The sequence below is a fragment of the Roseovarius sp. Pro17 genome (genome assembly GCF_035599575.1).
Classification (GTDB): domain Bacteria; phylum Pseudomonadota; class Alphaproteobacteria; order Rhodobacterales; family Rhodobacteraceae; genus Roseovarius.
The window spans coordinates 2,851,976-2,876,832 of the sequence record NZ_CP141179.1 but is presented as its reverse complement, the minus strand read 5'-3'; the positions used below and the strand labels follow the sequence as shown (position 1 = coordinate 2,876,832).

Below are 24,857 nucleotides of genomic sequence, written 5' to 3'. Positions count from 1 at the left end.
TCCGCTGTGCCGCTTAACGCATGAGATCAGGCAGATCGCCGGTTAACCCCGCCGCCTCGCGCATCAATGCGCGGCGCAGAGGGGCGGCAGCCTGCACTGCGCCCATACCCAGATCGCGGACCGCGCGCAGTAGCGGATTGTCGCTGGAAAACAGGCGGTTACTGAGGTCAGTTGTTGCCGCCAGCGCTGCCGTATCAAAGCGCCGCCAGCGTTGATAGCGCTCCAACACGTCGGGCGCGGCCATATCCTCGCCGCGTGTCTGCGCCTCGGTCAGCACTTGGGTCAGAGCCGCGACATCGCGCAGCCCGGCGTTCAGGCCCTGACCTGCAACCGGATGCATGCCATGCGCCGCATCGCCCACCAGCGCCACGCGCGGAGCGATAAAATGGTTAGCAAGGCTCAGGCCCAGTGGATATGTATAACGCTTGCCGGTCAGCGAAATCTCCCCCAGAAAATCGCCAAAGCGGGGACGCAGCACGCCCATGAAATCGGCGTCGCTCAGCGCGGCAAAGGCGGCGGCGGTCGCGTCACTCTCGCTCCAGACAATGGACGACATATTTCCGGGTAGTGGCAGGATCGCCAGCGGTCCCGGCGGCATGAAAAACTGATGCGCGATGCCATTATGGGGCTTTTCATGCGTCACGGCGCAGACCAGCGCCGTCTGTCCATATTGCCAGCCCGTGCGCCGGATGCCCGCCCGCTGCGCCGTGCCAGAATTGCGCCCGTCCGAGCCGACGATCAGCCGCGTGCGGAGTACCTTGCCCGAGGCCAGCGTCAGCGTGGCGCCTGAGGCGTCCACCTCCTGCGCGATCACGGCGTCGCCGGAAATCGTGGTGATGCCTGCAACCTCGTCCATCGCATCTAGAAAGGCGGGGCGCAGAACGCGGTCCTCGCACATATGGCCCATAGGGCCTTCCTCTAGCTCGGCGTGGTCGAAATGCAGCGAAAAGGGCGTGAGGGGGCCAGCGCCCGCGCGCCCGTCGCTGACCTTGATCTCCAGCATGGGCTGGGTGCGATCCTTGATCCTGTGCCAGATGCCGATGGCGCGCAGCAGGCGCACAGACGCTAGCGCCAATGCGTAAGAGCGCCCGTCAAATGCAGCATCGTCCCGCTCGGGGCGGGGCAGGGCATCGACGACGGTGACGGAAATCCCCCGCTGCGCCAGCGCCAATGCCAAGGCGGGGCCGTTCAGACCACCGCCGACGATCACGATATCACTGTCCATTTTCATGGCTCTCACTATGGCGAGGATTGCGGGATTGTCCATGCGCCACCCTGCCGCTAGAGCGTTTCGGGTTTAAGTTGAGACACAACTTGAATCCGAAACGCGTGATGCGTGAATTAGGTTGCGGGCGTTTCAAGACAAACTTGTGATTCAAGTTTATCCCGAAACGCTTTAGGGTCGCCGCAATTGCAGAAATTCAGGCGAGGGCGGGCAATGCAGGACTGGCTGAACATGAGCGCGGCGGATCTGGGCCGCGGCATCGGTGCAGGCGATATCGACCCGGTGGCCCTGACGGATACCTACCTCGCTGCGATTGATGCCCATCCCGCATCGGCGCGCATCTATAGCGCCGTCACGCATGACCGCGCCCGTAGCGAGGCCGCAGCCGCCAGCGCCCGTGCGCAGTTAGGCCAGAGGCGTGGGTTACTCGACGGTGTGCCGATCAGTTGGAAAGATCTCTTTGACAGCGCCGGCACCGCGACCGAGGCAGGCAGTCGCCTGTTGGCTGGCCGTGTGCCGGATCGTGACGCAGAAGTACTACAAAACGCCACTGCCGCCGGCCTCGTTTGCCTTGGCAAAACGCATATGAGCGAGTTGGCTTTTTCGGGCCTTGGCCTTAACCCCATGACCGCGACGCCGCCTTGCATCAATGACGCAGGTGCCGTCGCGGGCGGTTCGTCCTCGGGCGCGGCGGCGAGTGTGGCGCATGGGCTGGCCGCCGCGGGGATCGGCAGCGACACGGGCGGGTCGGTCCGCGTGCCTGCCGCGTGGAATGATCTGGTCGGGCTCAAGACGACGGCGGGCCGGGTATCAGCGCGCGGCACTGTGCCGCTGGCCGCGCGGTTTGATACGGTCGGCCCGTTGACCCGCAGCGTCGAGGACGCAGCGCTGTTACTGGCCGCACTGGAGGGGCGCACAGCGCCTGATCTACGCGGTGCATCGCTGACGGGAATGCGATTTGCCACGCTGCAAAATACGGTGATGGATGGCGTCCGCGACGCACCAAAGCGTGCTTATCTCGCAGCGGTGGAGCGGCTGGAGGCGGCGGGTGCGACGATCACCCCCCTTACCGCCCCCGAAGTGGATGACGCGATGGACCTCGCGGCAACGCTGTTTTCCGCCGAGGCCTATGGTACATGGGGCGCGGTGATCGAGGCCGACCCCGACAAGATGTTCGGCCCGATCCGCGACCGGTTTCGCGGCGGTAGGGGCATTACTGCGCCTGAATTTGTCTCGGCGTGGCAACGGCTGGACGCGCTGCGCACAGTGTGGGCCGCGCGCGTGGCCGGATACGATTGCGTGCTGATGCCGAGCGCGCCCAACATGCCGCCCAACGCAGAGCGCCTGATCAGCGACGGCAACTATTACGTAACGGAAAACCTTCTGACCCTGCGCAACACCCGCGTCGGCAACCTGATGGGCCTTGCCGCGATCACCCTTCCAACGGGTGTGCCGAGTTGCGGTATCATGCTGTGCGGTGCGGCTATGGGCGAGGAAAGACTGCTGCGTATCGCCAAGGCGGCCGAGACCGCGCTGGGTTAAGCCTTTGAATTGGGTATTATTACCAAGAAGAAACCTAGTCTGCCAAAAATACCACAATCAGCCGAGTGAGCATATGGTTTCGCTGGACGGATGCGCGCGCAGCGCGTAGTTTTAGGCCATACGGGGCGATCATGATCCCGAACCTGAGGCAGTAATACATGTTTTCCGAGCGGTTTCCGAACCTTGCGGCCTATGCTGTGGCGCGCCCTTGCAAGTTTACTTGCATTGGTAGCCATTCGCGCGTGGCCCGGATGCAAACCCTTCAGGACAATGATGAAATCAGCCGGACCGGGGGCGCGCTTGCGCCTCTTCCGGGGCGGATTGGCGCATCGCGCCGATCCTCTGGACGATAAGGACGAGGGACGAGATGGCATATCAGACACGCGGACGGGATCCTCTGTTGGATAGCAACATGGCGCAGGCGATCGAGAAACGCGGCAAGGAATTGCTGGGCCTCGCCCTGTTCGGCATGGCTGTGCTGGCCGCAATGATGTTCGCCTCCTACAGTCCCGAGGACCCCAGTTGGCTGTCGGCGGTCGACACGCCCGTGCAGAATTGGCTGGGCCAGACGGGTGCCACCATCGCTGCGACGCTTTTCATGGTCGTTGGCTGGGGCGCTTGGGGCGTGGCCGTCGTTCTGGCGGCGTGGGGCGCGCGCTTCGTGCTGCACCGCGGGCAAGAGCGGGCGATGGCGCGGGTGATTTTCGCCCCGATCTGGGTGGCGGTGCTGTCCCTCTACGCCGCGTCGCTGACGCCCGGCGGTGAATGGTATGCCAGCCACAGCTTTGGCCTTGGCGGCATTTTTGGCGATACCGTTATGGGCGCTGCATTGGGCATTCTGCCCATTGGTGCGGCGGCGGGGCTAAAGCTGTTGTCGCTGATCCTTGGTGTTGTGATGTTGGTCCTTGGCGCGTTCGTCACCGGGTTTGAGCGCAGCGAGATCCGTCGCGGTCTGCGATATTTGGCGTTGGGCGTCATCATGGTCTATTCGGTGCTGATCGGCCTTGTGTCGCGCGGAGTCTCCGGGGCTGCCGCAGCCGCGCAAAGCGCGCGCAGCAATGCACAGGCACGCCGCGCCGAGCCTGAAATGGCGGCAAATGCACCAAGCTTCAGCCGCAGCGCCCATGCCAAAGTCTATGACGAGACCGCCGAGTCTGCCTTGCATGCGCCCCAGCGGCCTGCGGAAAAGCAGGGCGGCCTCTTGGGTCGTATGCCGTCCCTCATGCGCAAGCCCGAGCCGATGCCGACCCCCGAGCTGGTCGAGCTGGAGTCAATTGCCGGCGACAGACCCATGCCCGGCGAGGACCGCATCAAGGAAAAGATCGCCGATATCATCAAGTCGCGTGTGCGGTCAGCACCTGCTGCCCCGATACAGCAAGCCGCTGCTGCTGCCGCTGCGCGTGGTGGACGGCGCGGGCCCATACCCCTTGTGCTGGACACGACCCGCCTGGCACACCTACCGCCCGAGCCGCCGCTGACATCGCCAGGCGTCACCCTGCCGCCCGAGCCGCAGCTGAGCGCGCCGCGCATGGCTGCGCCGCAAGCCGCGCCCATGCCGCAGGCCGACATCGCGCCGTCGCCCCATGATGAAGCGTATATCGATGCAGCGCTGGACGAGGATGAGGCGATCGTCCTTGACGACACAGCCCCGATGCCGCCGCAGCCAACTGCGCGCAACTACGCGCCCGAAACGCGAAAGGTTGTACAGCACACGCAGCGCAAGACGCCCGTTCCCTCGACCCGTGCCGCTGCCGAAGCGCAGCCCGCGCTGCAATTCGAGGAAAGCGTCAGCGCTCAATACGAGCTGCCCCCGCTTAGCCTGCTGTCCAGCCCCGAAAACATCACGCGCCACCACCTCAGCGACGAGGCGTTGGAGGAAAACGCACGCATGCTTGAGGTTGTGCTGGACGATTACGGCGTCAAGGGCGAGATCGTGTCAGTGCGCCCAGGCCCCGTCGTCACCATGTACGAGCTGGAGCCTGCGGCAGGCCTCAAGGCGTCCCGCGTGATCGGCCTCTCCGACGACATCGCACGCTCTATGTCGGCATTGTCTGCGCGCGTTTCCACCGTGCCGGGCCGCAGCGTCATCGGGATCGAACTGCCGAATGACAATCGTGAGATGGTATCGCTGCGCGAGATCCTGTCGACCCGCGATTTCGGTGATGGCAACCAAAAGCTGCCGCTGGCGCTGGGCAAGGATATCGGTGGCGATCCGATGGTCGCCAACCTCGCCAAGATGCCCCACTTGCTGATCGCGGGCACGACCGGATCGGGTAAATCCGTGGCGATCAACACAATGATCCTGTCGCTGCTTTACAAGCTGACGCCGGACGATTGCCGCATGATCATGATCGACCCCAAGATGCTGGAACTTAGCGTCTATGATGGCATCCCCCACCTGCTGAGCCCCGTTGTGACGGATCCCAAAAAGGCTGTCGTGGCCCTGAAATGGACCGTCGCCGAGATGGAAGAGCGCTATCGCAAGATGTCCAAGATGGGCGTGCGCAACATCGACGGCTATAACTCTCGCGTCGCTGACGCCCTCAGCAAGAACGAGATGTTCAGCAGAACGGTGCAGACCGGATTTGACGATGCCACCGGCGAGCCGGTGTTCGAAACCGAGAAGTTTGCACCCGAAAAGATGCCTTACATCGTCGTTATCGTTGACGAGATGGCCGACTTGATGATGGTCGCCGGCAAGGAAATCGAGGCTTGCATCCAGCGCCTCGCGCAGATGGCGCGCGCGTCGGGCATTCACATTATCATGGCCACGCAGCGTCCGTCGGTCGATGTCATCACCGGCACGATCAAGGCGAACTTTCCCACGCGTATCAGCTTTCAGGTGACGTCTAAAATTGACAGCCGCACCATTCTGGGTGAAATGGGCGCCGAGCAACTCTTGGGCATGGGCGACATGCTATACATGGCAGGCGGGGCCAAGATCACGCGCTGCCACGGCCCGTTCGTCAGTGACGAAGAGGTCGAAGAGGTCGTGAATCACCTCAAGGCGCAAGGCCCGCCAGTCTATGTCGGCAGCGTGCTGGAAGGGCCGGATGAGGACAAAGCCAGCAGTATCGACGCGGTTCTGGGTCTGTCGACAGGATCGGAAGGCGAGGACGCTCTATATGATATGGCCGTGCAAATCGCGATCACGGACCGCAAATGCAGTACGTCCTACATTCAGCGCAAGCTGGCCATCGGCTATAACAAGGCTGCGCGCCTTGTCGAGCAGATGGAGGATCAGGGCGTTGTGTCGGCCGCGAACCACGTGGGCAAGCGCGATATCCTCGTGCCCGAGCAACAATAAGGCGTTTTGAGTCAAGGTTGAGGTACAGCTAGAATTCGAAACGCTTTAGGCCCAACTGCCATGGGTCGGGGTGTGCAGCCACGCAATTTTGAACCATAACGGCGTCCTATCACGGGGGCGCCGTTTACGTTTTCACAGCGCCGGCGCCCTTGATAACCCGGCGCGGCCTGCTGATATGGGATTGCAGCCCCGATGCTATCGCATAACAGGTGCCGTGCGGGCAGAGTCGAAACCGAGGCAACATACCGCACCGAATCGAGGAGTCAGACCGTCATGAAATTATTTCCCGCCATCGCAGGTGCCGCGCTCAGCCTTGCCATCGCGCTGCCCGCAGCCGCGCAAAAGCTGCCCCTGACCGAGTTGTCGCGCTATCTGAACAGCTTTCAGACTGCGACAGGTGCGTTCACCCAGATCAATGACGACGGCACTATCAGCGAGGGCCAGTTGCTGATCAAGCGGCCGGGACGCGTGCGGTTTGAGTATAAGCCGCCCGAACAGATGCTGGTCGTCTCGAATGGCGACACTGTGGGCATCATCGACGGCAAGTCGAACGACGGCCCGCAGGGTTATCCGCTGCACCGCACGCCACTGTCGATCATCCTCGCGCGCAACGTGGATCTGACTCGCGCGCGCATGGTCACCGGCCATTCCAGCGACGGCAAGACGACGACCGTGCGCGCGCAGGATCCGGCGAACCCCGATTATGGCAGTATTGATCTGGTATTCACATCGAACCCGACCGAGTTGCGCCAATGGGTCATCAACGACAGCGGCGGCAGCCGCACGACGGTGATTCTGGGTGATCTGAAAAAGGATGTGCGTCTGGGCAATGACAAATTCGTCATTCCCGGCATCGGCACGGGGGGCGGCAAGATAAACCGCTGAAACGGGGGGCAAGGGGCGACTGCGCGCCGCCCCTTGCCCTGTTCAGTGTTGCCCGCTCAATTGCAGCGTTGTAACTGCGCCTGATAGTTTGCGGCGCGCGATTCGACGGTGCCTGCGACACGCACCAGCCACGCCTTGCCGTTGTAACTGCCGCGCGAATAGCCTGTGCGACCCTCGTGATATGCTAGGTAGTGATTGCGCGCGTCATACATCGGGATGTTCAGCGTCTTGCGCGACTTGGACATGTACCAGCCCATAAAGTCGGTCGCATCGTGGATGTTGTCGCGTCGCGCGCGCCGCGATCCGGCCTCGGCGACGTATTCATCCCAAGTGCCATCCAGCGCCTGACTGTATCCGAAGGCCGAGCTTTGCCGGCCCATCGGAATTATCCCCAGCGTATAGCGATAGGGCGTTCGTGCGTCCGAGACGAACTTGCTCTCTTGATAGATGGTGGCCATCTGGACATGGGTGGGTACACCCCAGCGACGCTCGGCGGCGCGAAAGGCGCGTCTGTATTCGGGGCGTTCCCGCAAAATTGCGCAGGCATCCTCCATCTGGCCGGGGGATTCCCCATATCCGCCGCCACGCCCGCAGGCTGCGACCAACACCAGTAGAAGGACCGCGCGAAGCTGTCTGCTCATAGCTGCCTCTGCTCTCGTTTTTTGGGGCAGTCTGCGCTGCCTTTGTTTATCCGAGCAGTGTAACCAATTTCACGCAAATGGGAAATCACGATTTTACTTTGCTTGCGGGCTGTTGCCGATAGGCAGGGCTAGGTGCCACCATATGCCGACAGACTGTTTCCAATCCGGGGGCGTATCAGCATTGGACAAAGCGCCCTTGTAACCTTTACCCTCAGCGTTTAGAGGCTGAATTTATGCTGAAAACACGCGCGAAATATCATTTGGGGCAGGTCGTCCGCCACAAGAAGCATCCATTTCGCGGTGTCGTCTTTGACGTGGATCCCGAATTTGCCAATACTGAGGAATGGTATTCGTCAATCCCCGAGGAAAGCCGCCCGGTCAAGGATCAGCCGTTCTATCACCTGCTGGCCGAAAACGATCAAAGCTATTATGTCGCTTATGTCAGCGAGCAGAATCTGATCGCGGACTACTCGGGCGAGCCGGTCGAGCATCCCGATATCGACGACCTCTTTGGCCCGTTTGAGGACGGGCATTACCCGCTACATTTCCAGCTGAACTGATATTTTGCACGCGGATTATTCTGCATTGGGGATAGTGGGCTATGCCCACCCTAGGCAGCGTCTGTAATCATTGAATATTCTCAGTACCCCAGTGCGCAACCGTCCTTGCGCGGGTCCGATGCGCCCTCCAGCACGCCATCGGGCCTAATCTGGATCGCCTGCGCACCGCCGATCGCCTCATCGGGAATCACCACCTTGTGGCCCAGATCCGACAGCTGCGCGCGCACCTCGTCCGGATAGCCACGCTCGACCTCCAGCACGCCGCCACCGGCGAAGGCGCGGGGCGCGTCGATCGCTGTTTGCGGGTCCATGCCGAAATCAGCGAGGTTCGAGACAAAGCGCGCGTGCCCGCAGGGCTGATACGCCCCGCCCATCACGCCGAAGGGCATGACTGTTTGGCTATTTTCCCGCAACATTCCGGGGATAATCGTGTGAAACGGTCGCTTGCCGCTCGCCAGTTCGTTCGGATGACCGGGCGCGAGGGAGAAGCCCGAACCGCGATTTTGCATCAGGATGCCGAACTTCTCGGATGCGATGCCGGAGCCGAAGCCGTGAAAGATCGAATAGATCAACGACACGGCCATGCGGTCCCGATCGACGACGGTGATGTAGACGGTATCGCGGTGCATCGCCTCGGTCAGCGGGGCAGCGGGGCCGAGCGCGCGTTTGGGGTCGATCATAGAGGCCAGTGCGCGCGCGGTCTCATGGCTCAGCATGAAATCGGTGCGGGCCGTATGATCTGGATCGGCGATGATGCGGCTGCGCGTGTCGTAGGCCAGCTTGGTCGCCTCGGCCTCGAGATGTACGCGCTCGGCACTGATCTGGTCGATGGCGGCTACGTCGAACTGCGCCAGAATGTTGAGGATCAGAATTGCGGTTGCGCCTTGGCCATTGGGCGGATGTTCGACCAGTTCGCGGCCCTTGTAGGTGCCGCTAATCGGCGTGGCGGGATCGCCGCGATGCGCGGCGAAATCGGCGGCGGCGTGTGTGCCGCCCGCAGCGCTAAGCGCAGCCAGCATATCGTTTGCGACCTCGCCCTCGTAGAAGGCGCTGGCACCATGGGCGGCCACGCGGCGCAGCACCTCGGCCTGTCCAGGCGCGCGAAACAGCGCGCCCATGTTGGGCACCGCGCCGTCGTGCAGGTAGTGCGTGCGCGCATGATCCTTCAGGACATGCGCGGATTCGATCCAGTCACGCGCGACGCGCGGCGCGACCGGTATGCCCTCATCTGCATAGCGAATAGCGGGGGCCAAAATTGCATCCAGTCCCAGTTTGCCATGCCTCTCGCTAAGCTGACAGAACGCATCGACTGCTCCGGGAATCGTGACGGCGTCGGCGGTGTAGAGCGGCACGGCGTCCAGACCACGATCGCGCAGCGCGTCTGCGCTGGCAGCACTAGGAGCGCGCCCCGAACCGTTGAAGGCCTGCACTCCGGTGTCGCCCGGCCCGCTGAACAGCACAAAGCAATCCCCGCCGATTCCGGTCATCTGTGGCTCGCAAATGCCCAGAAGAACCGAGCCAGCGATAGCAGCGTCCATAGCGTTACCGCCGCGTTCGAGAATGTCGATCGCCGTCTTGGCCGCAATGGGGTGTGACGTGGCGCACATGCCGCTAGACGCCAGAACGGGCGAACGACCGGGCAGATGAAAATCGCGCATTGCGAGGCTCCTGATTTGGGGTGCCTGCACGGTAGATCGCACCGCGCGATTTGCCAAGTTTTCGGAGATGTCGGGGAGGGGACTCCGCAACGCACCAAGGCTCAAGGGGAGGGGAAATCTCGGCACCGCACACTGGGTGGGGGCTATTAAGCGCGGTGCCGAGAGAAGCTATTTCAGCTACACCTCAATGAATGAACCTCCACTCTGGCATCAATGAGATCAGATATGGGCAAGTTTGCGGCGCGGCCGATTCTTGTGCTGTGGGCTCTGCTTGTCTGCGACGCGCCTGAAGTTGCTTGGTTGGGATCAGTGGACATGGCCATTGTCCACGCGAGTACGGACGAACTGACTCTGCTCAATGCTGCGGCGGGATCGGTTATGATGTCATGTTTTTGGCTGAGGTTGCGTGATCAAGGCATAGCCGCAAATGGTTGCGCCCACCCGCCCGCGTGTAGGAAAAGCCCTCCGTGAGGCTGCGGATCAGGAACCAGCCAAAGCCGCCTTCGGGCAGCGTGTCACAAGGCCCGTCCAGTGCCGGAGGTCGTCCTGCCGGAGGCCGCAGGCCGGGCATTGGGGCGCCCTTGTCGACGATGTGGATTCGAATCGTGCGATCGAGCAGCGCAATCTTTACCAGTACGTCACCAGCGCCGGTCAGGCCGTAGGCATGTTCGGCCACGTTGTTCAGCGCCTCAGCCAAGACAATTTCAACGCTTCCGCACGCGCCCTCACAAAGGTCGGAAGCGCACAGGAACGTGCGGATATCGGCCAGCGTGGCCTGCACGCCCTCGGGCGATGCGATCAAGGCAAAGTCCTTGGCCAAAGGGCTGTCCGCTGCCGTCAAAAGAGGTCCTTTCACCGTTGCCGGGCCGCGCCATGTGGCCGACCTTTCATCCGGCGCGACGGGGCGACGCAGATGCGATATCGTCATGGATCGCAAAGATCGTATTCATCCGCGTCAGACGAAACACTTTTTTGACGTCCGGCGTCAGGCACGCCAAGTCGAGTCGGCGCGCAGGGCCGACCAGCTTGAGCCCGGCGACAATGGCGCCGAGGCCGCTGGAATCGATGAATTGTACCTGCCCCAGATCCAACAGCACGTCCTCGCTGCCGTCGGCGGTCGCCGATCTGAGCGCCTCCTTGAACGCGATGGCCGCTGCCGCGTCGATGCGGGGGGCGTTGACTGTAATGATGTGATAGGCACCGTCGTGGGTGTTGGACAGATCCATGTTCGCCTCGCTGAAATAAACTCGCTTGGCCCCACGTTAGGGCTAAATCCTTACCATCTCGTTTTCAAAAGCAGAGAAATGCAGCGCTGTGCCTAAGCAATGAATTTGACGGCGCATCCGTTTTGTGAGTGAAGGGCGTGCCGAAAAATGCGTAATTTCCGGTGTTGAAGCCAAAGAAGGGCCATATGGGCATGCGGATCGACTATGATGAGGTGGCCAAAGTGTTGGCCGCGCTAACCGAGGGCGAGGGCGATACTGTCGCCCTGATGGCTACGATGGTCTGCGAATTGCACCACGCGGATTCGCGATTCGACTGGACCGGATTCTACCGGGTCACTCAGCCCGAAACGTTGCGGATCGGCCCCTATCAGGGCGGGCATGGTTGCCTTGTGATCCCGTTTTCGCGCGGTGTCTGCGGCGCGGCGGCGCGCACTGGCGAGGTGCAGTTGGTCGACGATGTCGAAGCATTCGAGGGCCATATCGCCTGCGCCAGCAGCACGCGTTCCGAGATCGTGCTGCCTGTGCGCGACGCTGCCGGCGTCCTGATCGGCGTGCTGGATATTGATAGTGACCAGATCGCGGCCTTCGATGCCCGTGATGCCAATGGGCTGACGCGCCTCTTGCGGCAGACGTTCGGAGGCTGATTCAGTCGCGCTATGAAATTTTCCTTGCAAATTTCATAGGCCGCCTCCACGATGAAATTACTGCGAGTAATTTCATGGGCGATCCTGTCGTGCTTCATTCCGATATTTCCACGCCACTATCTTTGGGTGTCGATCTGCGCGCCCTGCGCAAGGCGCGGGGTGTCACGCTGGCCGATCTGGCGCAGCGGTTGGGACGGTCGGTCGGCTGGCTTAGTCAGGTCGAGCGGGATCTGTCGCAGCCCTCCGTTGCCGATCTGCGCGCTGTGGCGGCTGTACTGGACGTGCCTCTGTCGCTGCTCTTCGCCCATTCGGGCGCGCCTGAAAATGAGGCCGGATATATCGTGCGCCAAGGTGCGCGACGCCCTATCGGCGCGGGCAAGCCGGGCCTGACAGAAGAGCTTCTGTCGCCCGACCTCACCGACGATTTCGAGATGGTACATTCCACGTTCGCCCCCGGCACCCGCGCCCCCGGCCCGGTCACGCGGGCCACGCAGGAGGTGGGATATATCGCCACAGGACGGCTGGACCTGACCATCGCGGGGCGCGATTTCACCGTTGGGCCGGGTGACAGTTTTCGCATCCGGGGCGAGCCGTTCGAGTGGCGCAACCCTTATGATCAACCCGCCGTCGCGATCTGGGTTATCGCGCCGCCGGTCTATTGAGGGGCGCGCGATGAGCTGGGAGGGCTGGACCATTTTCGCGATCTTCTGGGTGGTGTTCGTCACCACACCGGGGCCGAACGCGGTTAATTGCATCGCCAATGGCATGAATCTGGGATTTCGCCGCGCCCTGCCGGGGGTGGCTGCCATCCTGACACAGGCGGCGCTGTTTCTGACGCTATCGGCGCTGGGTATCACGGCACTGATCGCCGCATCCCCGGCGGCGTTCGAGACGGCAAAGCTGATCGGCGCGGGTGTGCTGATCTGGCTGGGCATCCGCACATGGCGACAGGCGGGCAAGCCTGTCCGGGCGGCGGAACAATCCGGCGGGTCGGTTTATGGCCGCGCGTTCCTGATCGCTACAATCAATCCGAAAAGCGTCGCGGGCTATCTCGCCGCGTTCAGCCAGTTCGTGCAGCCGAACATCGCCATCGCGGCGCAGATGTGGGTGATCTTTCCCACTGCGCTGACGCTGACCGCGCTGAGTTATTCGGGCTATACTGCGCTGGGCGCGGGCCTTGGCCGCTCGGCGCTGGGGGCTGTCATGTCCAGGCCGCTGCGTCGCGCGCTGGGCTTGTGTTTCATGGCCTACGGCGCGCTGCTCGGCGCTAGTGCGCTGCCGCAATTTCGGGAGGGATGATCATGCTAAACGGTCAATGTTTGTGCGGAGATGTGAGTTTTCAAGTCAAGGGAATGCCAAGAGATATCTCGGCCTGCCATTGCGGGCAGTGTCGCAGGCAGTCGGGCCACGTCTGGGCGTCCGCAGTGATCCCCGAGGCCGATCTGACCATCACTGGCACACCCAATTGGTTCGAGGCGAGCGCGACAGCCAAGCGCGGATTCTGCGGCCGCTGCGGCAGCTTTCTGTTCTGGAAGGCGCATGACGAGGACACCATCAGCTTTGCCCTCGGCGCGCTGGACAGCCCAACAGGCCTGCGGCTGGAGAAGCATATCTTTGTCGCCGACAAGGGCGACTACTACGACATCGAAGGCGATCTGCCCCAGCGGGCCTGATCCTGACACATCCACGGGAGACGAAACCATGAGCACATTCCCCGGCACGGCCCGCGTGGTCATCATCGGCGGCGGCGCGGTCGGCGCGTCCGGCCTCTATCATCTGGCACGCGCGGGCTGGACCGATTGTGTCCTTCTGGAAAAGAACGAACTGACGGCGGGCAGCACATGGCACGCGGCGGGTAACGTGCCGACATTCTCGACTAGCTGGGCGATCATGAATATGCAGCGCTATTCAACCGAGCTCTATCGTGGGCTGTCGGAGGCGGTGGATTATCCGATGAACTACCACGTCACCGGGTCGGTCCGGCTGGGCCATTCCGCCGAACGTGTGCAGGAATTCCAGCGCGCCTGCGGGATGGGGCGCTATCAGGGCATGGATATGCAGATGCTTTCGCCCGAAGAGGCGAAGGAACGCTATCCTTTCATGGAGACGCATGATCTGAAGGGTGTGCTCTTTGATCCCAGCGATGGCGATATCGACCCCAGCCAGCTGACGCAGGCGCTGGCCAAAGGCGCGCGCGATCTGGGCGCGCGGATTGAGCGGTTTTGCCCTGCCACCGGCGTGACGCGCGATGGCGATGAGTGGATTGTTCACACCGACAAAGGCGATATTCGCTGTGAATATGTGGTCAATGCCGCAGGGTATTACGCGCAAAAGGTCGGCGAGTGGTTCAAGCCCTACGGCGGGCGCACCGTGCCGATGATGGTGATGAGTCACCAATACCTGCTGACCGACGAAATCCCCGAGATTGAGGAATATACCAAGGCCCATGGCAAGCTGCCGCTGATGCGCGATGTCGACAGCTCCTACTATCTGCGGCAGGAGAAAACCGGCCTCAACCTTGGCCCCTACGAACGGAACTGCAAGGCGCATTGGATCACGCCCGACGATCCGTTCCCCGAGGATTTCAGCTTCCAGCTATATCCCGACGATCTGGAGCGGCTGGAATGGTATATTGAGGATGCGATGGCACGCGTGCCTTTGCTGGGGCAGGTGGGCATCAACAAGGTCATCAATGGCCCGATCCCCTATGCGCCCGACGGTCTGCCGCTGCTTGGCCCGATGCCGGGCGTGCCGAATGCGTTTGAGGCGTGTGTCTTTACGTTTGGCATCGCGCAGGCGGGCGGTGCGGGCAAGGTGCTGGCCGAATGGATCACCGAAGGTCAAACCGAGTGGGATATGTGGTCCGTCGATCCGCGTCGGTATACCGACTACACTGATAATGACTACTGTATCGCCAAGGGGCAGGAAGTTTATGGCTATGAATATGCGATGCATTTCCCATGGCATGAATGGCCCGCTGGCCGCGATAAAAAACTTGGCCCGAACGACGATATCGTGCGCGAACTGGGCGGCGTCATGGGCGCCTATAACGGGTGGGAGCGGGCGAACTGGTTTGCCCATCCCGGCGACGACGTAAGCGAGGAATCGACCCAGACTTGGAACCGCGCAGGGCCGTGGGCGCGACGTATCCGCGAGGAATGCGAGGCGGTGCGCGATCATTGCGGCGTGCTGGATCTGCCCGGATTTTCCCGGTTCTGGGTGCGCGGCGAGGGCGCGGATGAGTGGCTGCGCGGCTTTGTCACCGGCGGGCTGCCCAAGGTGGGGCGCATGAACCTCGTCTATGTCGCCGATAGCCGTGGCCGCATCCTGACCGAACTCTCGTGCATCCGGCTGGCCGAGGATAGTTTCGTTTTGATTACCGCTGCAACGGCGCAATGGCATGATGGCGATCTGATCCGCCGCAATGTGCCAGAAGGTGTCAGCGTCGCGGAAACCACGACCGAGCGTTCCGCCCTGATCGTTACCGGACCCGAGAGCCGCGCGATCCTTGGCCCCCTCACCGACGCCGATCTGACCCTGCCATGGCTCAGCCACCAGCATGGCATCGTGGCCGGGCAAAAGGCGTTCCTGATCCGCGTCAGCTTTGCTGGAGAGTTGGGCTGGGAGGTTCACGCAGCGAACGAAGATATGCCCGATATCTACCGCGCGATCCTCGACGCGGGCGCGAAACCGTTTGGCATGTATGCGCTGAACTCACTTCGTATCGAAAAAGGGTATCGCGCGTGGAAGGGCGATCTGAGTACAGATTATTCAATGCTGGAGGGCGGGCTTGATCGTTTCGTCAAACTTGACAAGCCGCAGGAATTCCCTGGCAAGGCGGCGCTGCTTTCGGAAAAACAGCAGGGCAGCAAGAAACGCTTTGTCACGCTGATCGTGGACGCGGGCGAGGCCGACGCGCCGTTCATGTCGACGATCTGGCATAGCGGCGAGGTGGTGGGCGAAACCACGTCGGGCGCATGGGGCTACCGCGTGGATGCCTCTATCGCGCTCGCCATGATCCGCGCCGATCTGGCACAACCGGGAACCGAGCTGGAGGTGGAAATCTATGGCGAGAAATACAAGGCTGTGGTGCAGCCCGATGCACCCCTGTGGGACGCTGAAAACGAAAGGATACGCGCATGATCCTGACCGATACCGCCACAGATCTGATCGCGACCTTTCCGCTGGGATTCGTCGCCACGGTGACAAAGGAAGGTCGTCCCGCCCTCAGCCCCAAGGGCACCTTTCTGGTGCTGGACCACACGACTGTCGCCTTTGGCAACATCCGATCACCCGGCACGCTGGCAAACCTTGCGCATCACCCCGAGGTCGAGGTCAACTTTATCGACCAGTGGAAGCGCAAGGGCCTGCGGCTGCGCGGCTCTGTGCGCATCGTCACCGACGGCACCGCCGAGTTCACCTCGCTGATCGGGCAATGGCAGGAGAAATGGGGCGATCTGGCGGATCGCATTACTGATCTGGTGTTGATCGACGTGGCCAGCGCCAGCGAGGTCACGACGCCGCCCTATGACGACGGCGCCACCGAGGCCGAGATGATCGCCGCCTACAAGGTCAAGTTCGCCGAGATTTATCCATGAGCGATATCATCCTGCTAGACGGCTCGATCGGGCAGGAGATCGTCAAGCGCGCGGGTAGCGCGCCGACGAACCTGTGGTCGACCAGCGTGATGACGGACCGTCCCGGCCTGACCGCCGAGGTGCACCGCGACTACTTCGACGCGGGCGCAACCATCGCCAGCACCAACACCTACGCGCTGCACCGCGACCGTCTGGCCCGCGCCGGGATCGAGGATCGCTTTGCCGAGCTGGTCGAGTGCGCGTTGGCCGAGACTGAGACAGCGCGCACTGCCCATGGCGCGGGCCGCATCGCGGGCACGCTGGGGCCGTTGGGCGCGTCTTATCGCCCCGACATCTGCCCCGCGCCAGAGGTTGCCGCGCCGGCCTATGCGGAAATTGTTGCGATGATGCAGGGCCGCGTCGATCTGCTGCTGATCGAAAGCGCGGCATCGGTCGAGCAGGCCGAGGGCGCGTTGCTGGGCTGCGCGGGCGCAGACTGCCCTGTCTGGCTGGCCGTGACTACGATGGACGACGACGGCACACGCCTGCGCTCTGGCGAGGCTCTGGGCGATCTGGCAGGCATCATAGCGCGCCATGCGCCCGATGCCCTGCTGATCAACTGCACCCGCCCCGAGGCCGTGGCCGCGGGGCTGGCGATCCTGCGCGGTTTCGGCCTGCCCATCGGTGCCTATGCCAACGGGTTCGATCATATCAGCGCCGCGTTCCTTGAGGACGCACCGACCGTCGACGCGCTGGAGGTACGCCGCGATCTGACGCCCGCGCTCTATGCCGATTTCGCCATGGGCTGGGTCGCGCAGGGTGCCACCATCATCGGGGGCTGCTGCGAGGTCGGCCCCGCCCATATCACCGAACTGGCCGCGCGTCTGCGCGCGGCGGGTCATACTATCGTCTGAAATTTTTGCGCCAAGGAACCGGAAACATGGATCTGCCTTCATCGGCCCGCGTGGTCATCATCGGCGGCGGCGTCGTCGGCTGTTCGGTCGCTTACCACCTCGCGAAACTCGGCTGGAGCGATGTGGTGTTGCTGGAGCGCAAGCAGCTTACCTCCGGCACCACATGGCACGCGGCGGGCCTGATCGGACAGCTGCGGGCCTCAAGCAACATGACCAAACTCGCGCGCTATTCCGCCGAGCTTTACACCGGGCTGGAGGCAGAAACGGGCGTCGCCACTGGGTTCCGTCAGGTCGGCTCGATCTCGGCCGCGCTGACGGGCGAGCGGCTGGAGGAGTTGCACCGGCAGGCCGCCATGGCCCGCGCCTTTGGCGTCCCGGTCGATGAGTTGTCGCCCGAGGACATCAAGACCCGCTACCCGCATCTGAACATCGATGGCGTGACCGGTGGCGTCTGGCTGCCCACGGATGGGCAGGCCGACCCGGCCAACATCGCGCTGGCGCTGGCCAAGGGCGCGCGCCAGCATGGCGCACGCATACAGGAGCGGGTGCGCGTCAGCGGCATCGCACGCACGGGCCGCCGCGTCACCGGCGTTGATTGGGCTAGCGACGATGGCACGGCTCAGGGCCATATCAAGGCCGATATGATCGTGAACTGCGCCGGTATGTGGGGCCACGAAGTTGGCCGCATGGCAGGCATCAACGTGCCGCTGCACGCGTGCGAGCATTTCTACATCGTGACCGAGGCAATCAAAGGCCTCACTCAGCTACCCGTGCTGCGCGTGCCGGATGAGTGCGCCTATTACAAGGAAGACGCTGGCAAAATGTTGCTCGGCGCGTTCGAGCCAAACTCGAAACCTTGGGGCATGGACGGCATCCCCGAGACCTTTGAATTCGACCAACTCCCTGAGGATTTCGACCATTTCGAGCCAATCCTGGAGGCCGCGTGCAACCGCCTGCCGATGCTGGCCGATGCGGGGATACACACGTTCTTTAACGGGCCGGAATCGTTCACGCCCGACGACGCCTATCACCTTGGACTTGCCCCCGAGATGGATAACGTGTGGGTTGCTTGCGGCTTTAACTCCATCGGTATCCAGTCGGCGGGCGGCGCGGGCCACGCCCTTAGTCAGTGGATGGACAGCGGGGAAAAGCCATTTGATCTGGGCGATGTCGATATCGCGCGGATGCAGCCGTTTCAGGGGAACAAGACCTATCTGTTCGAACGGTCCAAGGAAACTCTGGGCCTGCTCTATGCCGATCACTACCCCTACCGCCAAAAGGCCACAGCGCGCGGTATCAGGCGCACGCCCTTTCACCACCACTTGATCCAGCATGGCGCGGTCATGGGTGAGGCGGCAGGATGGGAGCGTGCAAACTGGTTCGCCAATGAGGGGCAGGAGCGCGCGTATCACTATAGCTGGAAACGTCAGAACTGGTTCGACAACGCCGCCGCCGAACACCGTGCGATCCGCACGGGTGTTGGCATGTATGACATGTCATCCTTTGGCAAGCTGCGCGTCGAAGGCCCCGACGCCGAGGCGTTCCTGAACCATATCGGAGGCGGCGATTTCTCGGTCCCGGTGGGTCGCATTGTCTATACGCAATTCCTGAATTCGCGCGGCGGCATCGAGGCGGATGTGACTGTCACCCGCCTGTCGGAAACCGCCTATCTGGTCGTCACCCCCGCCGCCACTCGGCTGGCCGATCAGACATGGCTGGAGCGGCATAAGGGCGATTTCAACGCCATCATCACTGATGTGACCGCAGGCGAGGGCGTGCTGGCCGTCATGGGTCCAAAGGCGCGCGAGGTGTTGCAGGCGGTATCGCCCGCGGACTTTGGCAACGAGGTAAATCCGTTCGGCACAGCCCAAGAGATTGAGCTGGGCATGGGCCTCGCCCGCGTTCACCGCGTGAGCTATGTGGGCGAACTGGGATGGGAGGTTTATGTCAGCGCCGACATGGCTGGCCACGCGTTCGAGGTCCTGCACGAGGCAGGGCAGGCGCATGGCATGACCCTCTGCGGGATGCACGCTATGGATAGCTGCCGCATCGAAAAGGGCTTTCGCCATTTCGGGCATGACATCACCTGCGAGGATCACGTGCTGGAGGCTGGGCTGGGCTTTGCGGTCAAGACGGCCAAGCCGGATTTCATCGGGCGCGACGCTGTTCTGCGCAAGCGCGAAGAGGGTCTGGCCAATCGCATGGTGCAATTCCGCCTGACTGATCCCCAGCCGCTGCTTTATCATAACGAACCGGTGCTGCGCGACGGTGAGATCGTCGGCTATCTTAGCTCGGGATCTTATGGCCATCATCTGGGCGGCGCGATGGGCATGGGATACGTTCCGTGCAAAGGGGAAAGCGCCGAGGAACTGCTGGCTTCGACCTATGAGATCGATGTCGCCGGAACCCGCGTACAGGCCGACGCCAGCCTTCGTCCGATGTATGATCCCACCGGCGCGCGGGCCAAGGCCTAGGGCGGCGGTGGTATTCTGAGAGGAATTATCAAACGTTGCCTTGCTGTGCGGGGTATGCTGAAAAGAGCGTGATCGCGGCAAGGAGATACTCATGGCGCTTAGGTATATTCTGACATCCCTCGCCCTGCTCGCGGCCCTTCCAGCCATGGCCGAGAATGAGATCGGCGAGGTTGTCTCTATCGAACTGAACGCGGCCAAGACGAATGATGGCGCCTGCACGCTGACCTTCGTGGTGCTGAACGGCCATTCAGCGCAGATCGACCATGCAGTATACGAGACGGTCCTCTTTGACGCGTCCGGTCAGGTCGACCGCCTCACATTGTTCGACATGGGCGCATTGCCTGCTGCACGCCAACGCGTGCGACAATTTTCCGTATCGGGCGTGACGTGCGAGGCGCTGGGCAGCATCCTGTTCAACGGCGCCGATACCTGCACCGGCGAGGGCCTGCCCGAAGCCGCCTGCGAGAGCGGTCTGATGCTGTCTACGCGCACCGATATCGAGGTCAAGGGATGAGCGGGATGCTGGACCCACTGCGCCAGATCGCCGCGCTGGGCGGCCCTGTCGTGCTGGTACTGATCGCGGTGTCGGTCGTGACGCTGGCGACGGTGCTCTACAAGATATGGCAATTCGCCGCTGCTGGCGTTGGTCGCCATACCGCGCTGCAAGAGGCCGTCGCGGCTTGGGACCGGGGCGAGCGTACGCAGGCGCGCGCCGCGCTGGGCCGCTCGAAAAGCTACCTTGCGCCGGTGATCGACATGGCGTTTTCGTCCGGCCCCGCCGATGCGCAGCGGCTGGCAGCGGAGGCCGAGACGCGCTTTGCCAAGCTGGAAACAGGCTTTCGCATGCTCGATTCAGTGGCTCAGCTGGCACCGCTCTTGGGGCTGTTCGGCACCGTTCTGGGCATGATTGAGGCGTTTCAATCCCTGCAGGATGCAGGCGCGCAGGTCGATCCGTCGATCTTGGCTGGCGGTATCTGGGTGGCGCTGCTGACGACTGCCGTAGGCCTCGTCGTGGCGATGCCGACCGCCCTCGTTCTCAGCTGGTTCGAGGGGCGCATGGACGCCGAGCGCGTCACGGCGGAGCGGGCGCTAGCCGCCGTGCTGCATCCGCGCGGCACCCGCACGGGCGAGCAGGCAGGCGCGGACGAGGCCGCGCTGCAAGGTGCCTAGACGCCGCAAGATGCGGCGGCGGCTCTCGATGACGTCGCTGATCGACGTCATCTTTCTGCTGCTGCTCTTCTTCATGCTCAGTTCTACCTTTTCCAAATTCTCCGAGGTCGAGCTGAGCGCGGCGGCTGGCGGCGCTGTTCAGGACAGCGAGAACCGCCCCCTCTTTCTGCAACTGCGCGAGGACGACGTGCGGTTGAATGGCGAGGCGATGCCGCTGGAGGCGCTGACCGCCGCGCTCAAGGACCGTCCCGTCGACGGCGAATCACAACCGCTGCTGATTGCATTGGCGAGCGGCGTCACATCGCAGCGCCTGACCGACCTGCTGGTCGCATTGCGAGGTATCCCTGATATCGCACCCACCGTGCTGGGCGGCGCATGAGGCGCGCACGCACAGGGTCGAGGCGCGAACCGACAATCGCGCTGATCAACATCGTCTTTCTGATGCTCGTCTTCTTTATGGTTGCAGGTACTCTGGCGCAGCCGATGGACAAGGATCTGAACCTCGTGCGCACCGCCGATCTGGAGGGCCGCCCCCCGCCCGATGCGCTGGTGATACGCGCCGACGGCACGCTGAGCTATCTGGGGGTCGAGCTGACGTCGTCCGCAGCCTACATGTTGCCTCGGAATGACGTCGCAAATCCCGAAGTACGCCTTGTCCCCGACCGCGATCTGCCCGCTGATCAGCTAGTGCGCATCGCGCGCGAATTGCGCGCGTTGGGCGCTGGGCGGGTCATGATAGTGACCGAGCGCGGGCTGGAATAAAGCGTTTTGCCTTTGACCTGAGCCATCAGCCAAAGGCGAAACGCGCGCAACGCTTATATGTCGCGAGCGTTTCACGAAAAGCTGTGATTCAGGTTTTTCGCGAAACGCATTAGGCGGCGCGCGCCTCAGGGAATGAGACGCTTGATTGCCGCCGCATGCTCGAACGTGGCTGCCAGTACCGGCTCTGCCAGTTCGTGGGCTGCATCCATCAGCGCGCCAGGCTCTGCAATCCGGTCATAAAGACCCCATGCCAGCGCCGTCTCGGTGTTGATGCGCTGTCCTGCCAGCAGGATCAGCTTGGCCCGGGCGGGGCCGATCAGCGCGGAAAGGCGCGCCGGATCGGACGGTTGTGGTAAAAAACCGCGCTTCATCACAGGATAGAATACCTCGGCACCCGTCGCGGCGACGCGCAAATCGCAGGCCAGCGCCATGCCAATCGCGCCGCCCGCCACCGTGCCGTTTAGCGCTGCGATGCTGAGGCCGGGCAGGGCGGCGATGGCCGACGACAGACGCTCCCACACCGGGGACGTGGCTAGCCCCTCGCCCATCGCGTCCAAATCCGCCCCTGCGGAAAATACCTTGCCCGCGCCGGTCAGGATCAACACCCGCGCGCCGCCGGGTTGCCCGGCCTGCTCGGCGATCTCGGCGAGGCGGGTCAGCATCGCCTCGGTCAGTGCGTTCGCCTTTTCGGGGCGATTGAGCGTCGCGGTCCAGACGCCGCCTGCCTTGTCCAGTTCGATCATTCTGCACCTCGCAGGCCAATGGCCACGCGGATCGCCGGATCGCGCAGCGAAACGTCCTGACCAAGATGCGCGTCGCTGGCCGCGCTGCACATCCACAGCAGGGCGCGGGCGGGCCATTCGGGTGGGATATGCTCGGACCAGTCCAACTGGCTGACCGCATTGACGCCGCTGGCGCGGATGTCGCGCTGCATGTCGGTCGCGACCGTGCCGGGCGAGAGGCCCATGGCACGCAAACCGTGCGCCGCGCCCTCGGTATGGGCGGAGGCGGTCAGCATGGCTGCACCGGCCTTGGACGCGCAATAGGCGCTCCACCCTTCCAGCGGGTGCTGTGCGGCGCCGGACGACACCGTCAGGATCGTGCCGCTACCCGCGCGCCGCATTCCCGGCATCGCCGCGCGCATTCCGTGAAAGATGCCCTTGAGATTGACGTCGATCGCATGGCCCCATTCATCGGGGTCCGCAGTGTCCAGACCGGCGATAGGCGAAATTACGCCTGCATTGCCGATCAGCACGTCCAACTTGCCGAACGTCTCTTCGGCTAACTTCACCGCGCGCGCCATGTCGCCATAGCGCGCCACGTCGCCCTCGATTGACAGCGCGCCCAGCGGCCCAGCCACCTGATCCAGCGCGTCCTTGCGGCGTGCCATCAGCACCAGCTGCGCCCCGGCATCTGCAAATACCTGCGCGGCAGCGGCCCCGATTCCGCGGCTGGCGCCGGTGATCAGCACGCTTTTTCCGGTCATGTCCCCGAACACATTCATAGCAGGCCTCCTATTGCTGACCCCTTGCCTATCGCCGCGCGTGGCCTTCGTCCAGCGCACCACTTGACGCTGGCCGCCAATCCCCCGAAACTGCGCGCAAATTCCTGAACGACGAGGTTCGACATGACCACCCACGGCACCAAAACAGCCACCGCGAGCGCGCTTGCCCTGATGATGACAACGGCCGCCGCTTCGGCGGATGTGACGCCCGCCGAGGTCTGGACCGACTGGCAGGCCTATTTGACCGATTTCGGCTTTGCCGTGACGGCGACGGAGGCGCAGAATGCGGATGGCCTTAGCCTGACCAGCATCGTGTTGACCCAGACGCTGCCCGATGAGGGCGGCGAGATGACGATGTCCCTTCCCGAACTCACGCTAAAGGACAATGGCGACGGCACCGTGCACGTCGCCTATCCCGAAGAGATGCCGATCTCGATCAAAGCAACCGGAGAGGATGCCCTAAGCCTCGATTTCCTCTACCGCACCACCGATATGGACATGAACGTTTCGGGCGATCCGTCCGAGATGACGTATACCTACACCGCCGCAGCCGTCGGTGTGACCATGGACAACATGACCAGCGGTGATGAGGCGGTCGATTTCGGCAAGGTTATCTTTGACTTGCAGGATGTCTCTGGGCAAACGGTAATGACGGTTGATGGCGGGCGCATTGCCGATCAAAAGATCAGCGCAGGTGCCGCCACCTATGAATTCGCCTTTTCCGATCCCGAGGAAGGCACCAACAGCGCCAACATGACCGGCAGCATTGAAAGCCTCGACATGGCGGCCAAGATGACGATGCCGAAAGATACTGACATGAACGATATGTCAGCGGCGCTTGCCGCGGGTCTGGCGATGGATGCCGCGTATACTTTTGGCGCCAGTGCCAGCGTGTTCGAATTCACCGACGAAGAGGGCGTGACCAAGGGCACCTCGTCCAGCTCGGGCGGCAAGCTGGACTTGCGCATGGATGAGGGCCAGCTCAGCTACGGCGGCACATCAAGCGACGTGCGCATCGAGGCGAGCGTGCCGAATTTGCCCTTTCCCGTCGAGATGGGCATGAAAGAGGCCCAGTTCGACCTGGCCATGCCACTGCAAAAAGGCGACGCGCCGCAGGATTTCGGGCTGACCTTCGTGCTTGGCGATCTCACGGTGAGCGATATGATCTGGACGCTCTTTGATCCCGAGGGCAAGCTGCCGCGCGATCCGGCCACACTGGCGCTGGACCTTGATGGCAAGGCCAGCATTCTCGCCGACATCTTTGACCCAGTGGCGATGGCCAAGGCCGAAGAGAACGACGAGACCCCCGCCGAGCTGAACGCGCTGACAGTGAACCGTCTGCAGCTTAGCCTCGCGGGCGCCGAGCTGACGGGGCAGGGCGACGTCACCTTCGACAATGACGACATGACGACCTACGACGGCAAGCCCAAGCCCGTGGGCGACGTCGCACTCAAGCTGACCGGCGCCAATACGCTGCTGGATAATCTGGTGGCGATGGGCCTTGTACCCGAAGATCAGGTGATGGGCATGCGCATGATGATGAGCGTCTTTGCCGTGCCGGGCGAGGGCGAGGATGAGCTGACCTCCAAGATCGAGTTCACCGAAGAAGGTGGCATCGTCGCCAACGGCCAGCGCCTGAAATAGACGCCGTTCTGGCAGGAAAAAAGGCGGGCCGGAGGTGATCCTCCGGCCCGTTTCTCTTTGCGGGGGTAGCAGCGCGCCCCTTGCACCCGGCGTGTGTGGGGACTACCTCTGAGGCGCATTTGAA

24 protein-coding genes are annotated in these 24,857 nt (G+C 62.8%); 17 read left to right on the top strand and 7 right to left on the bottom strand.

The features are described 5' to 3' along the window. Positions 1-13: 13 nt before the first annotated feature. The gene (locus U3654_RS14025) at positions 14-1,267 is read right to left on the bottom strand and encodes a UbiH/UbiF/VisC/COQ6 family ubiquinone biosynthesis hydroxylase (RefSeq protein WP_324752166.1); all 1,254 of its coding nucleotides are present in this window, start codon (positions 1,265-1,267) and stop codon (positions 14-16) included. A 171-nt stretch (positions 1,268-1,438) separates the two neighbouring features. Between U3654_RS14025 and U3654_RS14020 the strand changes: the two genes are divergently transcribed. The 3 genes from U3654_RS14020 to U3654_RS14010 all read left to right on the top strand — a co-directional run bounded on the left by U3654_RS14020 (position 1,439) and on the right by U3654_RS14010 (position 6,959). After that, positions 1,439-2,767, top strand: coding sequence for an amidase (locus U3654_RS14020; protein WP_324752165.1), 1,329 nt, complete (start codon positions 1,439-1,441; stop codon positions 2,765-2,767). 367 nt (positions 2,768-3,134) lie between these two features. After that, a complete protein-coding gene (locus tag U3654_RS14015) occupies positions 3,135-6,074 on the top strand; it encodes a DNA translocase FtsK (protein WP_324752164.1) in 2,940 nt (979 codons plus the stop codon). Positions 6,075-6,347: 273 nt separating this feature from the next. Then, positions 6,348-6,959, top strand: coding sequence for an outer membrane lipoprotein carrier protein LolA (locus tag U3654_RS14010; protein ID WP_324752163.1), 612 nt, complete (start codon positions 6,348-6,350; stop codon positions 6,957-6,959). 56 nt (positions 6,960-7,015) lie between these two features. On the opposite strand, the gene U3654_RS14005 is transcribed toward U3654_RS14010, so the two are convergent. Further along, positions 7,016-7,600 (bottom strand): lytic transglycosylase, encoded by a 585-nt coding sequence (locus U3654_RS14005; RefSeq protein WP_324752162.1) that lies wholly within the window; start codon positions 7,598-7,600, stop codon positions 7,016-7,018. Between the two features lie 233 nt (positions 7,601-7,833). On the opposite strand from U3654_RS14005, the gene hspQ reads away from it, so the two are divergent. After that, the gene (hspQ, locus tag U3654_RS14000; protein WP_324752161.1) at positions 7,834-8,160 is read left to right on the top strand and encodes a heat shock protein HspQ; all 327 of its coding nucleotides are present in this window, start codon (positions 7,834-7,836) and stop codon (positions 8,158-8,160) included. 80 nt (positions 8,161-8,240) lie between these two features. Here the strand turns inward: hspQ and U3654_RS13995 are convergent, their stop codons facing one another. The 3 genes from U3654_RS13995 to U3654_RS13985 form a co-directional block, all read right to left on the bottom strand. Next, positions 8,241-9,818 (bottom strand): gamma-glutamyltransferase family protein, encoded by a 1,578-nt coding sequence (locus tag U3654_RS13995; RefSeq protein ID WP_324752160.1) that lies wholly within the window; start codon positions 9,816-9,818, stop codon positions 8,241-8,243. Between the two features lie 376 nt (positions 9,819-10,194). Then, positions 10,195-10,659 (bottom strand): ATP-binding protein, encoded by a 465-nt coding sequence (locus tag U3654_RS13990; protein ID WP_324752159.1) that lies wholly within the window; start codon positions 10,657-10,659, stop codon positions 10,195-10,197. 46 nt (positions 10,660-10,705) lie between these two features. Further along, positions 10,706-11,044, bottom strand: coding sequence for an STAS domain-containing protein (locus tag U3654_RS13985; RefSeq protein ID WP_324752157.1), 339 nt, complete (start codon positions 11,042-11,044; stop codon positions 10,706-10,708). Positions 11,045-11,235: 191 nt separating this feature from the next. Here U3654_RS13985 and U3654_RS13980 point away from each other — a divergent pair, with 191 nt between their 5' ends. The 12 genes from U3654_RS13980 (at position 11,236) to U3654_RS13925 (ending at position 21,585) form a co-directional block, all read left to right on the top strand. Then, entirely contained in the window at positions 11,236-11,688 is a 453-nt protein-coding gene (locus U3654_RS13980) for a GAF domain-containing protein (protein ID WP_324755292.1), read from the top strand. 74 nt (positions 11,689-11,762) lie between these two features. Then, positions 11,763-12,350, top strand: a complete 588-nt coding sequence (locus U3654_RS13975) for a helix-turn-helix domain-containing protein (protein ID WP_324752156.1) — start codon at positions 11,763-11,765, stop codon at positions 12,348-12,350. 10 nt (positions 12,351-12,360) lie between these two features. After that, entirely contained in the window at positions 12,361-12,987 is a 627-nt protein-coding gene (locus tag U3654_RS13970; RefSeq protein ID WP_324752155.1) for a LysE family translocator, read from the top strand. 2 nt (positions 12,988-12,989) lie between these two features. Continuing rightward, on the top strand, positions 12,990-13,361 hold the full coding sequence (locus U3654_RS13965) for a GFA family protein (RefSeq protein ID WP_324752154.1): 372 nt from the start codon (positions 12,990-12,992) through the stop codon (positions 13,359-13,361). Positions 13,362-13,389: 28 nt separating this feature from the next. Beyond that, a complete protein-coding gene (locus U3654_RS13960) occupies positions 13,390-15,831 on the top strand; it encodes an FAD-dependent oxidoreductase (RefSeq protein WP_324752153.1) in 2,442 nt (813 codons plus the stop codon). After that, positions 15,828-16,286, top strand: a complete 459-nt coding sequence (locus U3654_RS13955; RefSeq protein WP_324752152.1) for a pyridoxamine 5'-phosphate oxidase family protein — start codon at positions 15,828-15,830, stop codon at positions 16,284-16,286. The genes U3654_RS13960 and U3654_RS13955 overlap by 4 nt, the downstream gene beginning before the upstream one ends. Continuing rightward, the gene (locus tag U3654_RS13950) at positions 16,283-17,179 is read left to right on the top strand and encodes a homocysteine S-methyltransferase family protein (protein ID WP_324752151.1); all 897 of its coding nucleotides are present in this window, start codon (positions 16,283-16,285) and stop codon (positions 17,177-17,179) included. Before U3654_RS13955 ends, U3654_RS13950 begins: the two co-directional genes overlap by 4 nt. A 26-nt stretch (positions 17,180-17,205) precedes the next feature. Beyond that, positions 17,206-19,653, top strand: coding sequence for an FAD-dependent oxidoreductase (locus U3654_RS13945; RefSeq protein ID WP_324752150.1), 2,448 nt, complete (start codon positions 17,206-17,208; stop codon positions 19,651-19,653). A 91-nt stretch (positions 19,654-19,744) separates the two neighbouring features. Beyond that, positions 19,745-20,167: a hypothetical protein gene (locus tag U3654_RS13940; protein WP_324752149.1), complete on the top strand. Its 423-nt coding sequence runs from the start codon at positions 19,745-19,747 to the stop codon at positions 20,165-20,167. Between the two features lie 5 nt (positions 20,168-20,172). After that, complete coding sequence (locus tag U3654_RS13935) at positions 20,173-20,823, top strand: MotA/TolQ/ExbB proton channel family protein (protein ID WP_324752148.1); 651 nt, start codon at positions 20,173-20,175, stop codon at positions 20,821-20,823. Positions 20,824-20,833: 10 nt separating this feature from the next. After that, a complete protein-coding gene (locus tag U3654_RS13930; RefSeq protein ID WP_416384518.1) occupies positions 20,834-21,202 on the top strand; it encodes an ExbD/TolR family protein in 369 nt (122 codons plus the stop codon). Further along, entirely contained in the window at positions 21,199-21,585 is a 387-nt protein-coding gene (locus U3654_RS13925; RefSeq protein WP_324752146.1) for an ExbD/TolR family protein, read from the top strand. The genes U3654_RS13930 and U3654_RS13925 overlap by 4 nt, the downstream gene beginning before the upstream one ends. A gap of 125 nt (positions 21,586-21,710) precedes the next feature. Here the strand turns inward: U3654_RS13925 and U3654_RS13920 are convergent, their stop codons facing one another. Together U3654_RS13920 and U3654_RS13915 are read right to left on the bottom strand one after the other, a co-directional pair. Beyond that, positions 21,711-22,328 carry an enoyl-CoA hydratase/isomerase family protein gene (locus U3654_RS13920; protein ID WP_324752145.1) on the bottom strand — a complete coding sequence of 206 codons (618 nt, stop codon included), beginning with the start codon at positions 22,326-22,328 and terminating at the stop codon, positions 21,711-21,713. Further along, positions 22,325-23,089 carry an SDR family oxidoreductase gene (locus U3654_RS13915; RefSeq protein ID WP_324752144.1) on the bottom strand — a complete coding sequence of 255 codons (765 nt, stop codon included), beginning with the start codon at positions 23,087-23,089 and terminating at the stop codon, positions 22,325-22,327. Before U3654_RS13915 ends, U3654_RS13920 begins: the two co-directional genes overlap by 4 nt. Before the next feature lie 123 nt (positions 23,090-23,212). On the opposite strand from U3654_RS13915, the gene U3654_RS13910 reads away from it, so the two are divergent. Beyond that, positions 23,213-24,733: a DUF2125 domain-containing protein gene (locus U3654_RS13910; protein ID WP_324752143.1), complete on the top strand. Its 1,521-nt coding sequence runs from the start codon at positions 23,213-23,215 to the stop codon at positions 24,731-24,733. Positions 24,734-24,857 lie beyond the last annotated feature (124 nt).